At 73.4% G+C, this 14,159-nt stretch carries 13 protein-coding genes; 7 read left to right on the top strand and 6 right to left on the bottom strand.

Features of this window, described 5'->3' with window-relative positions; translation table 11 throughout:
- The first annotated feature begins 151 nt into the window (after positions 1–151).
- The 7 genes from AOK23_RS00180 (at position 152) to rfbH (ending at position 7,812) form a co-directional block, all read left to right on the top strand.
- Positions 152–1,273: an acyl-CoA dehydrogenase family protein gene (locus tag AOK23_RS00180; protein WP_055710709.1), complete on the top strand. Its 1,122-nt coding sequence runs from the start codon at positions 152–154 to the stop codon at positions 1,271–1,273.
- Positions 1,274–1,332: 59 nt separating this feature from the next.
- Entirely contained in the window at positions 1,333–1,797 is a 465-nt protein-coding gene (locus AOK23_RS00175) for a nuclear transport factor 2 family protein (RefSeq protein ID WP_055710708.1), read from the top strand.
- Positions 1,798–1,807: 10 nt separating this feature from the next.
- Positions 1,808–2,875, top strand: a complete 1,068-nt coding sequence (locus AOK23_RS00170; RefSeq protein ID WP_055710707.1) for an LLM class flavin-dependent oxidoreductase — start codon at positions 1,808–1,810, stop codon at positions 2,873–2,875.
- 37 nt (positions 2,876–2,912) lie between these two features.
- The gene (locus AOK23_RS00165) at positions 2,913–3,863 is read left to right on the top strand and encodes a 3-hydroxyacyl-CoA dehydrogenase NAD-binding domain-containing protein (RefSeq protein ID WP_055710706.1); all 951 of its coding nucleotides are present in this window, start codon (positions 2,913–2,915) and stop codon (positions 3,861–3,863) included.
- A 177-nt stretch (positions 3,864–4,040) separates the two neighbouring features.
- A complete protein-coding gene (locus tag AOK23_RS00160; protein ID WP_240496184.1) occupies positions 4,041–5,387 on the top strand; it encodes an NDP-hexose 2,3-dehydratase family protein in 1,347 nt (448 codons plus the stop codon).
- Positions 5,384–6,454, top strand: coding sequence for a Gfo/Idh/MocA family protein (locus tag AOK23_RS00155; protein WP_055710704.1), 1,071 nt, complete (start codon positions 5,384–5,386; stop codon positions 6,452–6,454). The genes AOK23_RS00160 and AOK23_RS00155 overlap by 4 nt, the downstream gene beginning before the upstream one ends.
- Positions 6,451–7,812, top strand: a complete 1,362-nt coding sequence (gene rfbH, locus AOK23_RS00150; protein ID WP_055710703.1) for a lipopolysaccharide biosynthesis protein RfbH — start codon at positions 6,451–6,453, stop codon at positions 7,810–7,812. Before AOK23_RS00155 ends, rfbH begins: the two co-directional genes overlap by 4 nt.
- A gap of 72 nt (positions 7,813–7,884) precedes the next feature.
- On the opposite strand, the gene AOK23_RS00145 is transcribed toward rfbH, so the two are convergent.
- From AOK23_RS00145 to AOK23_RS47575, 6 genes are all read right to left on the bottom strand, one after another.
- Positions 7,885–8,724, bottom strand: a complete 840-nt coding sequence (locus AOK23_RS00145) for an AfsR/SARP family transcriptional regulator (RefSeq protein ID WP_240496183.1) — start codon at positions 8,722–8,724, stop codon at positions 7,885–7,887.
- Positions 8,725–8,884: 160 nt separating this feature from the next.
- Positions 8,885–9,151 carry an acyl-CoA carboxylase epsilon subunit gene (locus tag AOK23_RS00140; RefSeq protein WP_055710702.1) on the bottom strand — a complete coding sequence of 89 codons (267 nt, stop codon included), beginning with the start codon at positions 9,149–9,151 and terminating at the stop codon, positions 8,885–8,887.
- Positions 9,148–10,740, bottom strand: coding sequence for an acyl-CoA carboxylase subunit beta (locus tag AOK23_RS00135; RefSeq protein WP_055710701.1), 1,593 nt, complete (start codon positions 10,738–10,740; stop codon positions 9,148–9,150). The genes AOK23_RS00140 and AOK23_RS00135 overlap by 4 nt, the downstream gene beginning before the upstream one ends.
- Positions 10,741–10,759: 19 nt before the next feature.
- A complete protein-coding gene (locus AOK23_RS00130) occupies positions 10,760–11,677 on the bottom strand; it encodes an MBL fold metallo-hydrolase (RefSeq protein WP_338056409.1) in 918 nt (305 codons plus the stop codon).
- Positions 11,674–12,567: a 4'-phosphopantetheinyl transferase family protein gene (locus AOK23_RS00125; protein ID WP_055710700.1), complete on the bottom strand. Its 894-nt coding sequence runs from the start codon at positions 12,565–12,567 to the stop codon at positions 11,674–11,676. Before AOK23_RS00125 ends, AOK23_RS00130 begins: the two co-directional genes overlap by 4 nt.
- A gap of 2 nt (positions 12,568–12,569) precedes the next feature.
- Positions 12,570–14,159 (bottom strand): acyl-CoA dehydrogenase family protein (locus tag AOK23_RS47575; protein WP_055710699.1); only part of this gene is annotated, 1,590 nt, incomplete at its 5' end.

The raw sequence follows: 14,159 nt of genomic DNA, 5'->3' as shown, positions 1-14,159 counted from the left end.
AGCCGCGCTCGACGGGGCGGCTCGTACCCCCGACTCGGCCGCCCCGTCGAGCGCGGCTCAAGACCGGTTCCACCGGGCCCCCGCACGGTGGGCGGCGTGCGGCGGGTGCCGGACGTGTTCCAGCAGATCACCGGGTGAGGAAGTGGGTTCTATGCCGAGCAGGTCGACAACCAGCCGAACCGGTCTGCCGGAGCGCGCCGGTGACCTCGCCGCGATCGCGGCCCGGTACGCGGCCGACGCGGACACCGACCGGGAACTGGCACCGGCGGTGACGGACGGCATCGTCCGCGCCGGCTTCGCACGGCACTTCGTGCCCGCCCGCTTCGGCGGCGCCGAGGGCGGCGCCCGGGAACTGCTGGACGCGGTCGCCGCGCTGGCGGAGGGCTGCACCTCGGCCGCCTGGTGCGCGTCGGTCACCGCGGGCGCCGCCCGCATGGGCGCCTACCTGCCCGAGCGCGGCCAGCGGGAACTGTGGGAGCGCGGCCCCGACACCGTGGTCGTCGGCGCGCTCATGCCGAGGGGCGCGGTCACGGAGGTCGCGGACGGCTGGCGGGTGACCGGCGAATGGGAGTTCACCAGCGCCGTCGGCTTCTCCGACTGGGCGCTGGTGTGCGCGCTGGTGCCGCAGGACGACCGGCACGTGCCCTGGTTCTTCGCGCTGCCCCGCGCCGACTACCAGGTCGTCGACACCTGGTCGGCGATCGGTATGCGCGGCACCGGCAGCCACACCCTCACCGTCGACAACGTCTTCGTCCCCCGGCACCGCGGCTTCGCCCGGGACACCATGCTCGCCGGGCGCGCCGTCGGCTCCACCGCCCGCTGCCACACCGTTCCGCTGCGGCTGGTCAGCGGCCTGCTGTTCGCCGCCCCCGCGCTCGGCGCGGCCCGCGGCGCGCTGCGGGTGTGGTCCGAGCACACGGCGATGGACACCGACGAACGCAACCCCGGCCCCCGGATCGCCCTCGCCCGCGCCGCCGTCACGGTCGACGCGGCCCATCTGCTGCTGGAGCGCGCGGCCGGTGTCGCCGACGCCCCCGCGGCGACCCCCCTGGAGCAGGTGCGCAACCCCGCCGACTGCGCGCACGCCGTGGACCAGCTCGTCGACGTCGTCGGGCAGCTGTTCCGCACCGTCGGCAGCACCGGCCAGCTCGCCGCCCACCCCCTCCAGCGGATCTGGCGCGACGTGCACTGCCTGGCCAGCCATGTCGCCCTGCGCTTCGACACCGCGGGCGGGGCGTACGGCGCCCGGCTGCTGGAGCCCGCCGCCGGCTGACCCCCGGCGCCGCCCCGTCCTCGTACCGACCTGTCAACGACCTACGGAAGGCAGCTGGCATGAGCCACCCCATCACCCCCGGCCAGGCGACGGCGTCGTTCGCCCCGGCCGACCTGTACGCGGAGATCCAGCAGTTCTACGCCCGCCAGATGGGCCTGCTGGACGACGGCAGGCCCGACGACTGGGCCGAAACCTTCACGACCGACGCGGTGTTCGCCGAGGCCAGTCGGCTGGCCGAGCCGCTGCGCGGCCGCGAGGTGATCCGTGCCTCGTCCCGGGCGCGGCAGGAGCGGCTCGACGCCGACAAGATCGACTTCCGGCACTGGCTGGGCATGCTCGACGTCCGCCCCCAGGACGACGGTTCGGTGCGCACCCGCGCGTACGCCCTCGCCATGCGCACCCCGCGCGGCGGGCAGCTGGAGATCTTCGCCAGCGTCGTCTGCCACGACCACCTCGTCCGGGTGAACGGCGCCTGGCAGGTGCGGCAGCGCGATCTGACCCACGACGGCTCGGCCCGGGACTGAGGAGCACACGATGAAGTTCGGCATCGTCTTCTTCCCCACCGTGGGCCCGGCCGACAAGCCGGCCCCGCAGTACTTCGACGAGGCGCTGCGTCTGGTGGACCTCGCCGAGGAACTGGGCTTCGACCACGTGAAGATGGTCGAGCACTACTTCTTCGCGTACGGCGGCTACAGCCCCGACCCGGTGACGTTCCTGGCGGCCGCCGCGGGCCGCACCCGCCGGGTCCGGCTGGGCACCAGCGCCACCATCCCCGCCTTCCAGCACCCGGTGAAGCTGGCGGGCAAGCTGGCCATGCTCGACGCCATGTCGGGCGGCCGGGTCGACGCAGCGTTCGGACGGGCCTTCCTGCCCGACGAGTTCACGGCGTTCGGCATCCCCATCGACGAGTCCAAGGACCGCTTCACCGAGGGCGTCGAGGCGATCAAGCGGCTGTGGGCCGAGGAGGACGTGGTCTTCGAGGGCCGCTTCCACCGCTTCGGCCCGGTCACCCTGCTGCCCCGCCCGGTGCAGGACCCGCACCCGCCGGTCTTCGTCACCACCGCCCGCAGCGCCGAGTCGTGCGCCGAGGCGGGCCGCGCCGGGCACCATCTGCAGACCGTGCCCAACGTGATGTCCACCGAGGAGCTCCAGAGCAGGCTCGCCGTCTACCGCGAGGAGTGGGCCGCCTCCGGCCGCACCCCGGGCACCGAGCAGATCCACTTCAGCTACCCGTGCGTGGTGTCCGAGGACGGCGACACGGCCCGGACCAAGGGCCGTCACGACGACGACCGCAACTCCGCGGCGATCCGCGCCGCCGTCGCCTCCTGGGAGACCACGCGCAGCTCCGCCTACCCCGGCTACGAGAAGCTCGTCGAGGCCACGAGGACCTCGCACTTCGAGGGGAAGCTGGCGCAGAACAAGCTCCTCATCGGCGCCCCGGACCAGGTCCGCGGCCAACTGGAGCAGATCGCCGAGTGGTTCGGCGACGACATCACCATCAGCCTCGGCGTCCACTCCGGCCATCTGTCCTTCGAGGACGCCGCCACGACCATGCGGTTGATGGCCGAGCAGGTCATCCCGAAGCTGTCCGCCGCCCGATGACCGCCGGCCCGTCGACCCCGAAGCGAGGCACCCACCCATGACGCCCCCAGCACAGCCGCGGACGGTCACCGTCGTCGGCGCCGGCACCATCGGCCTCGGCTGGATCGCGCTGTTCCTCGGCCACGGACTGCGCGTCCGCGTCAACAGCCGCAGGCCCGACGCGCCGCGCATCGTCCAGGAGGCCCTCGACCTGTTCGCCCCGTTCCTCCTCGAGGGGAGCGAGGACCCGGCCGGGTTCGGGGAGCGCCTGGAGTTCGAGCCCGACGTGGAGCGTGCCGTCGCGGACGCCGACGTCATCGTGGAGAACGCGCCGGAGAACCTGGAACTCAAGCAGGAACTCTTCGCCCGGATCGGCAAGGCGGCCCGGCCCGACGCGCTGATCCTGTCCTCCACCTCCACCCTGAACCCGGACGACATGGGCGCCCTCATGGCCGACTCCGGCCGGCTCGTCGTCGGGCACCCCTTCAACCCGCCGCACGTCGTCCCCCTCGTGGAGGTCGTCGCCGGTGAGCGCACCTCCCCGGAGGCCGTGCGGGAGGCCGTCGCGTTCTTCGAGTCGGTGAGCCGGGTCCCGGTGGTGCTGCGCAAGCCGGTCCTGGCGTTCGCGGCGAACCGGCTGCAGTCCGCGCTGCTGCGCGAGTCGATCCACCTGGTGAAGGAGGGCGTGGTATCCCTGGAGGAGCTGGACCGCGTCGTCACGCACTCCATCGGACTGCGCTGGGCCACCGTGGGCCCCTTCCTCGCCTTCCACCTGGGCGGCGGCACCGGCGGCCTGCGCAAGTGGCTCGGCACGCTCGGCTCCGGTCTGGAGAAGGGCTGGGAGCTGCTCGGCCGCCCCACCCTGGACGAGGACACGATCCACTCCCTCATCGACCAGGCCGAGCAGGTGTACGGCGGCTCGTCGTACGAGGAGCTGGTGCGCGAGCGCGACACCCGGCAGACCGCCGTCCTCAAGGCGCTGGCGGAGGTCGGCGACCGCCAGCCCTGACGACGGCCCGCGCGGACCCATCGGGCCCGCGCCCCCGACCGGCGGGTGCCTCCACGGCACCCGCCGGTCCTGTTTCCCCCTGAGAACCCCAGGTCATCGCCGCGCCCCGACTTCGAGCCCCCTTCTACCGCCGTGCCGAATGCTGGCGGCACAGCAGCCGACCGGGAGGGCCCCACCGTGTTCCCCACTGTGTTCCGCTTCCGACAGACGTCGGAGTTCCTCGACTGGTTCGCCGAACGGAACCGCACCCACCGGCACCGGGTGACGCCCGTGCCGCTCGACGCCCTGGACGGCTGGGCGAGCGACCCGGAGACCGGGAACCTGCGGCACCGCACGGGGAAGTTCTTCACCGTCGAGGGCGTCGAGATCACCACCGGCCGCCGCGAGACCCCGTCCTGGACGCAGCCGATCATCGTGCAGCCCGAGGCCGGCATCCTCGGCATCCTCGTCAAGGACTTCGACGGCGTACGGCACTTCCTGCTCCAGGCCAAGATGGAGCCCGGCAACATCAACGTCCTGCAGATGTCCCCGACCGTGCAGGCCACCCGGTCCAACTTCACCCGCGTCCACCAGGGCGGCGCCGTCCCGTACCTGGAGTACTTCCTGGCGCCGCCCCGGCGGCGGGTCCTGTTCGACGCGCTCCAGTCCGAGCAGGGCTCCTGGTTCCACAGCAAGCGCAACCGGAACATGATCGTGGAGCTGCCGCCCGACGAGGACGTGCCGCTGCGCGAGGGCTTCTGCTGGCTGACCCTAAAGCAGATCGGCGACCTGCTCGCCCTGGACAACGTCGTCAACATGGACACCCGCACCGTCCTGTCGGGCCTGCCGGAGCCCTGGCCCGACGACCTCGGCGGGCCCGGCGCCGAGGACCGCGGCCAGCACTCGATGACCGAGCTGCTCAGCTGGTTCACCGACGTCAAGGCCCCGCAGGACCTGCACCGGCGCCGTATCCCGCTCGCCGAGGTGAAGGGCTGGACCCACACCGGGGACCGCTTCGTCCACGAGGAGGGCCGCTACTTCTCGGTGATCGGCGTGGACGTCGAGGCGGACGGCCGCGAGGTGGCCCGCTGGTCGCAGCCGATGCTGGCCCCCGCCGGACGCGGTGTGATCGCCTTCCTCACCCGGCGGATCGACGGCCGCCGCCATGTGCTGGTGAACGCCCGCACGGAGGCCGGCTCCCGCGACATCGCCGAGATGGCGCCGACCGTGCAGTGCTGCCCGGCCAACTACGACGGCCGCCCCGCGGAGCAGCGGCCCCGCTTCCTGGACACGGTCCTGTCGGCGGACCCGTCGCGGATCCTGTTCGACGTGGTGCACTCGGAGGAGGGCGGCCGCTTCCACCACGCCGAGAACCGCTACCTCGCCGTCGAGGCCGACGACGGCGTGCCGCTCGACGCGGGCGAGGACCACATCTGGATGACGCCCGGACAGCTCGGCAGCCTGCTGAGGTACTCCAACCACGTCAACGTCGAGGCCCGCAACCTGCTGACCTGCCTGCGCTTCCTGCGGCAGCGGGACCGATGACCGGGCGCACCGTACGGCTCGGCCTGCTGGGCGCCGCCGACATCGCCGTCCGCCGGATCCTGCCCGCCGTGTCCCGCGCGCCGGGCATCACCCTGACCGCCGTGGCGAGCCGCGACCCCGATCGCGCGAAGGCCCTGGCCGCCACGTACGGGGGCGACGCGCTGCCCGACTACCGGGCGGTCCTCGCCGACCCCCGCGTGGACGCGGTGTACGTGCCCGTGCCGGCGGCGCTGCACGCCGACTGGGTGCGCGCCGCCCTGGAGGCCGGCAAGCACGTCCTCGCCGAGAAGCCGCTGACCACCGACCCCCGTACGACCGCCGAACTGGTGGCCCTGGCAGAGAAGTCGGGGCTGGTGCTGCGGGAGAACTACCTGTTCGTCCACCACCCGCAGCACCGGGCGGTGCTCGACCTGATCGCGCGGGGCGCCGTCGGCGAGGTCCGCGCGGTCTCGGCCGCCTTCACCATCCCCCCGCGGCCCCCGGCCGACATCCGCTACCGCCCCGACCTCGGCGGCGGCGCCCTCCTCGACGTCGGTGTCTACCCGCTGCGCGCCGCCCAGTTGCTGCTCGGTCCGGAACTGCGGGTCGCCGGCGCGGTGCTGCGCACTGATCCCGCGCGGGGCGTGGACGTGGCGGGCGCCGCTCTGCTGTGCCGGGACGCGGACGGCGCCACCGCCCACCTCACCTTCGGCATGGAGCACCGGTACACGTCCCGCTACGAGGTGCTGGGCAGCACCGGCAGGCTCCTCCTCGACCACGCCTTCACCCCACCCCCCGACCACCGCCCCGTCCTGCTGCTGGAGGGCCCGGACGGCGTCCGGCGCCACGAGCTGGAGCCGTACGACCAGTGCCTCGGCGGCGTCGAGGAGTTCGCCCGCGCGGTCGGCGGCGGCGAGGCGACCGGCGACACGACGGGCCGTACGGGGGGCGGCACGGCGGGCGGCACGACCGACGACCCGACCGGCGACGAGGCCGGTACGTCCGGCGCAATCAGTACCCGACAGGCGGAGCTCACCGCCGACATCCAACGACAGGCCCAGTACGCCGTGGGAGGCGATGCACGATGACCGAGACCCTGGTGACCGGTTCCCCCGAGGCCAAGCAGGAGCGGGCGACGGCCAAGGCCCGCATCCTGGAACAGGTCCGTGACTACCACGCCCACGGCGACCAGCACGGCGGCGGGGGAGGCGCGTTCGTGCCCGGCGAGACCGAGGTGTGGCCCTCCGGCGCCGTCTTCGACGCCGAGGACCGGGCGGCGCTCGTCGAGGCCGCGCTGGAGATGCGGATCGCCTCGGGGGTCAGCTCCCGCCGCTTCGAGCGGGACTTCGCCCGGTACTTCAAGCTGCGCAAGGCGCACCTCGCCAACTCCGGTTCGTCCGCGAACCTGCTGGCGCTGTCCGCGTTCACCTCGCACCTGCTGGAGGACCGCCGGCTGCGGCCCGGCGACGAGGTGATCACGGTCGCGGCGGGCTTCCCGACCACCGTGAACCCGATCATCCAGAACGGCCTCGTACCCGTCTTCGTCGACGTCGACATCCCGACGTACAACACCACACCGGAGCGGGTGGCCGCGGCCATCGGCCCGCGCACCCGGGCCATCATGATCGCCCACGCCCTGGGCAACCCGTTCGCCGTCGAGGAGATCGCCGCGCTCGCCGAGGAACACGACCTGTTCCTGATCGAGGACAACTGCGACGCCGTGGGCTCGACCTACCGCGGCAAACTCACCGGCACCTTCGGCGACATCGCCACGACCAGCTTCTACCCGGCGCACCACATCGCGATGGGCGAGGGCGGCTGCGTCCTCACCAGCAATCTGTCGCTGGCCCGGATCGTGGAGTCACTGCGCGACTGGGGCCGGGACTGCTGGTGCGAGCCGGGCGAGAACAACCGCTGCTTCAAGCGGTTCGACTACCAGATGGGCACGCTGCCGCACGGCTACGACCACAAGTACATCTTCTCCCACGTCGGCTACAACCTGAAGGCCACCGACCTCCAGGCCGCCCTCGGCCTGAGCCAGCTCCGCCGGCTGGACGCCTTCGGCGACGCCCGCCGCGCCAACTGGCGCCGCCTGCGGGAGGGACTGGACGGCGTGCCCGGGCTGATCCTGCCCGAGGCGACCCCCGACAGCGACCCCAGCTGGTTCGGCTTCGCCCTCACGGTCCGCCCCGAGGCCCGCTTCACCCGCAAGGAGCTGGTGGACTTCCTGGAGGCCCGCAAGATCGGCACCCGCCGCTTCTTCGCCGGCAACCTCACCCGGCACCCCGCCTACCAGGACCGCCCCCACCGCGTGGTGGGCTCCCTGGTGAACAGCGACCTCGTCGCCGAGCACACCTTCTGGGTGGGCGTCTACCCGGGCCTGGACGAGCAGCGCGTCGACTGGATCGCCGAGAGCGTCCGCGACTTCGCGGCGAAGAAGTCCTGAGCCGTACGACGTCCCCCGACACACGTTCGCCCCCGCCGGCCCAGGGCCGGCGGGGGCGAACGTGTGAGGTGCTCAGGTGAAGACGGGCAGCCGCGTGGGACCCTGCGCGGTGTTCCCGGAACCGGAGTGCGGGGTCCCCCGCGTCCCGCCGTCCGATCGGGAACCGAGCAGTTCCAGCTGGAGCCGCTGAAGGTCCGCGGAGGGCTCCAGGCCCAGCTCGTCCGCGAGGATGCGCCGCAGGTTCTGGTACGCCTGGAGGGCCTCCGCGCGCCGCCCGGAGGAGCCCAACGCCATGATGAGCCGGCTGTGGAACCACTCGTTGAGCGGGTAGTCGTTGACGAGCTTGCGCAGCTGGGGAATGGACTCGCGGTGCCGGTTCAGCCCGCCCTCCGCCTCGATCCGGATCTCCAGCGCCCGGATGCGCAGCTCCTCCAGGTGCACGATGTGCCCGGTGAGCAGGTCACCGGCGGGGATGTTGGACAGGGCGGGCCCCCGCCACAGCTCCAGGGCCCCGTCGATCCTGCGTACGGCCGACTCGTACCGGTGCGCCCCGAGGTCGGTGTGCGCCTCGGCGACCAGCCGCTCGAAGATCCGTATGTCGACCTCGTCGTCCTCGACCTGGACGGCGTAGCCGGGGGCACGGGTGACCAGGAGGGGCCGCTCGGCGGGGACGAGGCGCTCGGCCACGAACATCCGCCGGGCGTGGTAGACGTACGTCTGGAGCGTCGTGACGGCGCTGCGGGGCGGGCTCTCGCCCCACAGCTCGTGGATGAGGGAATCGGACGTGACGATCTCGTTCGCCCGGGTCAGCAGCAACGCCAGGGTCTGGCACACCTTCGGCGTGCTCGGCAGATAGGACCTGCCGTCCTGCGCGACGATCTCGAACGGGCCGATGAGGTTGAACCGCACCACGCTTGCTCCTCTACATGTGGGGGCGAAGAATGCCGGTTGCCGCGTTCTGTGAGGTGATGACCAGAACGGTAGGCGTGGTGCGAGGTGCCCCCCTACGCCGACAGGGCGAGAGTGTCACTCTCGCCCTGTTCTCCTTGCGCCGCGCTGTCCTGACGGGTCGTCAAGCCGCCGAGCGCCAGCCCGGCAGGGAGCGTGCGGTCCAGGCGGGCGCCGGGCGGCGCTCCGGGCCGCCGTCCCAGGACGCGCCGCGCAGCGGCGCCGCGGTGCCGTCGTCGGTGTGCGCGGCCCGCAGACGGGCCGCCAGGACGACGGCCAGCGCGGCCAGTTCCTCCGCTGTGGGATTGCCGCGGGTGATCCGCCAGGACGCGCCGCCGAGAACGGCCCGCGTCTCCGCCTCCGGTCCGGTGGGCGTGCCGTCGGCGCTCACTGGGGCTGGTTCCCGTGCTTGCGGCTGGGCAGTGGCGCGTGCTTGGAGCGCAGCACGGACAGGGTGCGGATCAGGACGGACCGGGTGTCGGCCGGGTCGATGACGTCGTCGACGAGCCCCCGCTCCGCCGCGTAGTACGGGTGCATCAGCTCCTCCTTGTACTCCTTGACCAGGCGGGCCCGCATGGCGTCCGGGTCGTCCGCCTGCGCGATCTGCCGGCGGAAGACGACGCCCGCGGCGCCCTCCGCGCCCATCACGGCGATCTCGTTGATCGGCCACGCCAGCGACACGTCCGTCCCGATGGACCGCGAGTCCATGACGATGTAGGCGCCGCCGTAGGCCTTGCGCAGGATGAGCTGGACCCGCGGCACGGTGGCGTTGCAGTAGGCGTACAGCAGCTTGGCGCCGTGCCGGATGACACCGCCGTGCTCCTGGTCCACGCCCGGCAGGAACCCCGGCACGTCCACCAGGGTCACCAGCGGAATGTTGAACGCGTCGCACATCTGCACGAAGCGGGCGGCCTTCTCGCTGGCCTCGATGTCCAGCACCCCGGCCATCCGCTGCGGCTGGTTGGCGACGACGCCCACCACCTCGCCGCCCATGCGGGTCAGCGCGCAGATCACGTTCGGCGCCCACCGCTCGTGGACCTCGAAGACCTCGCCGTGGTCCGCGATCTCCTCGATCACCTTCGCCATGTCGTACGCCTGGTTCGGGTCGGCCGGCACCAGGTCCACCAGCGCCTCCACACGCCGGTCCGAGGGGTCGCAGGTGGGGCCGCCGGGCGGCGTCTCCCGGTTGTTCGACGGCAGGAACGACAGCAGGTGCCGTACGTCCCGCAGGCAGCACTCCTCGTTGTCGTACACGAACCCCGCCACCCCGGACCGCTCGGCGTGCACATCGGCGCCGCCCAGGTCGTCATGGGTGATCTGCTCGCCGGTGACCGCCTGCACCACGTCGGGGCCCGTGATGAACATCTGTGAGGTGCCGCGCACCATGAACACGAAGTCCGTCAGCGCGGGGGAGTAGGCGGCGCCGCCCGCGCAGGGCCCCATGATCACGCTGATCTGCGGGATCACCCCGGAGTTGCGCACATTGCGGCGGAAGATGCCGCCGTACCCGGCGAGCGCCGTCACCCCTTCCTGGATGCGGGCGCCCGCCCCGTCGCACAGCCCCACGATGGGCGCGCCCGCGGACTCCGCCAGATCCATCAGCTTGTGGATCTTCTGCGCATGGGCCTCGCCGAGCGCGCCGCCGAAGATCCGGAAGTCATGGGCGTAGGCGAAGACGGGACGGCCGTCCACCGTGCCCCAGCCGGTGACGACGCCGTCCGTGTGCGGGCGGCGGTCCTCCAGGCCGAAGCCCGTGGCGCGGTGCCGGCGCAGCCCCTCGATCTCGACGAACGAGCCCTCGTCGAAGAGGATGTCCAGCCGCTCCCGTACGGTCAGCTTGCCCTTCGCCTTCTGTGCCTGGGTGGCCTTCTCGCCCGGCCCCGCGACCACCGCCGCGCGCAGCGAGGTCAGCTCCTCCACCCGTGCCCGGGTGGTGCCGGCGGTCACCGGCGCTTCCTCGGTCTCCTGGATGACACTCACTTCTGCCCCTTTCGGTCTCTCACGCGTGGCATTCGGGGAGCCGGCCGTGGAACTCGACCATTTCCGAGAACAGCAGTCCGATGTCGAGCGGGTGACCGGGCGGCGCGCCGCCGGCCTCCGCGAACGCCCGGTGCAGATTCGGCACCAGCCGCTCGCTGTCGAGGAGTTCCGCGTACGGGCCGAGGTCGGCCTCGCGCGCCGTCTCCAGCGGGGTCAGACCCGCCGCGAGGCCCCGCCCCGCCAACTCCTGCACCCAGCGCAGATACTGCTCGGCGGTGTCCAGCAACTCCGGCCCGCCGACCGGGCCGTGACCGGGCACGACGACCTGCGGGCCGAGCGCCCGCAGCTTGCCGACGACGTCGATCGTGCCCGCGACGGACCCGGTCAGGCAGAACGGCGTGGCCCCGTTCATCACCAGGTCGCCCGCGAACAGCACCCCCTGCTCGGGCAGCCACACCACCGTGTCGTTGGTGGTGTGCGCCACACCCGGATGCGTCAACTCGGCCCGGACGTCGCCCAGATGCAGCGTCACCGGCTCACGGAACGTCAGGGTCGGCAGCTCCACGGCCAGATCGCCCCAGCACACCTCGGGCCACAGTCCGGTCAGATGCAGCTGGGCCAGGTCCATCTCGGCGCGGGTCGCCTCGTGGGCGATCACCACCGCGTCGTCCGCGAAGAACCGGTTGCCGAAGGTGTGGTCCCCGTGCGGATGGGTGTTGACCACATAGCGCGGGGGACGCGGTGCGACGGCCGCGACCGCCTCCCTCAGCGCCAGCGCCCGTGCCTCGGTCGCCGCCGTGTCGATCAGCGCGGGCCGTCCGCCGGCGGTGATCAGCCCCGCGTTGTTCAGGCACCAGCCGCCGTCCGGCTGGACGTACGCGTACACCCCGTCCTCGATCTCGACCATGCGGGCGTCAGCGGGGGAGTGCCGGCTCACGCGGGCCTCCCCGCGGTGCCGTTGCCGTCCTCGGCGCCGGAGGCGGCCAGGGCGTCCTTGCGGGAGCAGCTCACCACCGCCCGCATCAGGCCGCTGTCCACCATCCCGGACGCGTCCACCGTCCCGGCGGCGGCATGGGGCGCCGGCCCCACGGCCGCGCTGAGGGTGCACCGGTCGTCGAGGGTGTGGGTCTCGAAGTGCCAGCCCCCGTCGTCGGCGGGCAGCCCGTCGGTGCCCAGCAGCCGCGGCGCGGCCGTCCGGGTCGACGGTGTGGTGAACCCGAACGAACGGAACGACAGGCGCATCCCGAGGCCCAGCGCCTTCGTGTACGCCTCCTTGAGCGTCCACAGCCGGATCACCGCGGCGTTCCGGTCCTCCTCCGGCAACCACCCCAGGGCCGCCCGCTCATGCGCCGTGCACACGTCCTCCTCCAGGCCCGTGCCGTACGCCGCCCTGCCCTGCGGTTCGACGTCCACGCCGATCGGGCCCAGCCGGCTCAGCCCCACCGCGACGACGTCGCCGGTGTGGCTGAGGCTCACGTCCAGCCGCCCGCACCCCCGCAGATACGGGCGGCCGTTCGGGCGGCGGGCCAGCTCCAGGTCGGCCGGGTCGGCGCCCAGCACCGCGGCCGCCCCGTGCTTCAGCACCAGGCGCGACACGGCGAACCGGGTGCGGGCCTCCTCGCCGTTCACCGCCAGATAGCGGCCGTACTCGTGACCGAGGAGCCCGCGCAGCGCGGGCCCGCGCGCCGCGGGCGCCCATTCGCTCGCCAGGCCGTACGCCAGCCCGTACCCGCCGTCGCGGACGGCGCCGCTCAGCGCCTCCCACGGACCGTCGGGGGAGGCGACGCGCAGCGGAGGCGGCCCTGCCAGACCACGGCGTACGGACATGCTCATCCCTTCTCGCGGTGCCGGGCCGGTGTGCCCAGCGCGGTGTCGTACAGATCGAGGCTGTGACCCTCGCGGCAGCGCCGTACGGCCTCGGCGAGCATCACGTCCTCGTGGTCGGCCGAAGCGGCCGTCACCGGCAGGCCGAGCCGCACGGAGATCCGTCCCAGCGCGGTGAGCAGCCAGGCCGGCTCGGCGAGGAACCCGCCGGTGCCCGCGCGCCGGGCCGTACGCCACACCCCGAGGCAGGCGGCGGCCGCGGCGAGCAGCGCGTAGCGCTCACTCAGGGCGAAGCCGCGCGGGTTGGCGAGCACGGCGGGATCCAGCTCGGGCAAGCGCCGGCACTGGTCGCGCAGTGCGGCCAGCTCGTCCGAGAGCGCGGTCGGCCAGTCCGCGAGCCCCTCGTCGGCCAGCCCGTCGCGGGCCCGCGCGAGCAGCACGGTCAGGCCGTCGTCGGCCGCCGCCAGCTTCAGCCGCGCGCCCGCCAGGGGCGGCACCGGCCCGTCCGGCCGGAACAGTTCCGCCGGGGCCGGCTGCCCCTGAGCCGTCCAGGAACGTCGGGCCAGGGTGGGCAGTTGCGGCAGCAGTGTGGCGAGGGCGGCGGCCGATCCGGCGGGGCCGGGCGGCATCGCCGCGAGATCGCGGACCTGCTTGTGGAAGGTGCCGAGACCGTCCCCGTCCCGCATCGAGTCGGTCCCCAGCACCGTCATCAGGTCGCCCACGCCCTCCTGGAGCAGCCGCAGCACCAGATACCGGGCGGCGGCCGACCAGATGCTCGACCGTTCCGGCATCAGGTGCAGCGAGCGCAGCGTCACCAGCGACAGGCAGTCCGCGGCCAGCAGGTCCGCGAACGCGCCCACCACGGTGCGGCGCGTGACCCGCGAGCGCATGCCCCGCACCCCACCGCGCTCCGTCAGCACCGCCGTCAGCACGGCGCGCAGAGCGGTGTCGGCGCAGCCGACCGCCATCGACGGCAGCAGCGGGAGGCGGGCCTGCGCCACCCGGCGGGTGACCCACTGGCCGTCGCCCACCTCGCCGATCACCGCTCCGGCCGGCACCGCCCAGTCGTCCAGCACGAGTTCACCGGCGGGGATGCGCGGCGGAACACCGACGTCGTACGGCGACAGCTGCCCCACCGCGCCCGGCGGCAGGTCCCCGCGGCGCAGGAGCAGCACCGACTCGCCGTCCGGGCCCGCGCCCGGCCCCGCGTGCCGGGGCACCACCACGAGCCCCGCGGCGCGGGGGGCGTTCACCAGCCCCGTCGTACGGCCGGTCAGCCGCAGCGGCGCCCCGTCGCCGGCGGTCGCGGTCAGGCCGTCCTCGACGGCCGCGCCGCCGGCGATCCGCTCACCGGCGAGCAGCAGGCGGGCGGTGGCGGCGCGCTGCCCGGCGGTGCCGAAGCACCACGCGTACAACGCGGCGCCCAGGGAGGCGGAGCCGTAGCCGCGGCCGAGCGCGGCGTCCCGCCGGAACACCGCCCGCAGCAGGGCGGCGGCCTCGTCCAGTCCCGCCAGGCGCCCGCCGTGCTCCTCGGGCACGAAGTCCTCGTGCAGCCCGAACGACGCGAGCGACGGCTCACCGCCGAGCGGCAGGTC

Source organism: Streptomyces torulosus, from assembly GCF_001419765.1.
Classification (GTDB): domain Bacteria; phylum Actinomycetota; class Actinomycetes; order Streptomycetales; family Streptomycetaceae; genus Streptomyces; species Streptomyces torulosus.
Note: the sequence above shows the minus strand (reverse complement) of the source record. Positions and strands in the feature narration are given on the sequence as shown.

Excerpts from the sequence above, each read along its gene's own strand:
- AOK23_RS00155 (WP_055710704.1), top strand. The coding sequence starts at position 5,384 with ATGACCGGGCGCACCGTACGGCTCGGCCTGCTGGGCGCCGCCGACATC.
- rfbH (WP_055710703.1), top strand. The coding sequence starts at position 6,451 with ATGACCGAGACCCTGGTGACCGGTTCCCCCGAGGCCAAGCAGGAGCGG.
- AOK23_RS00170 (WP_055710707.1), top strand. The coding sequence starts at position 1,808 with ATGAAGTTCGGCATCGTCTTCTTCCCCACCGTGGGCCCGGCCGACAAG.
- AOK23_RS00180 (WP_055710709.1), top strand. The coding sequence starts at position 152 with ATGCCGAGCAGGTCGACAACCAGCCGAACCGGTCTGCCGGAGCGCGCC.
- AOK23_RS00165 (WP_055710706.1), top strand. The coding sequence starts at position 2,913 with ATGACGCCCCCAGCACAGCCGCGGACGGTCACCGTCGTCGGCGCCGGC.
- AOK23_RS00125 (WP_055710700.1), bottom strand. The coding sequence starts at position 12,567 with ATGTCCGTACGCCGTGGTCTGGCAGGGCCGCCTCCGCTGCGCGTCGCC.
- AOK23_RS00175 (WP_055710708.1), top strand. The coding sequence starts at position 1,333 with ATGAGCCACCCCATCACCCCCGGCCAGGCGACGGCGTCGTTCGCCCCG.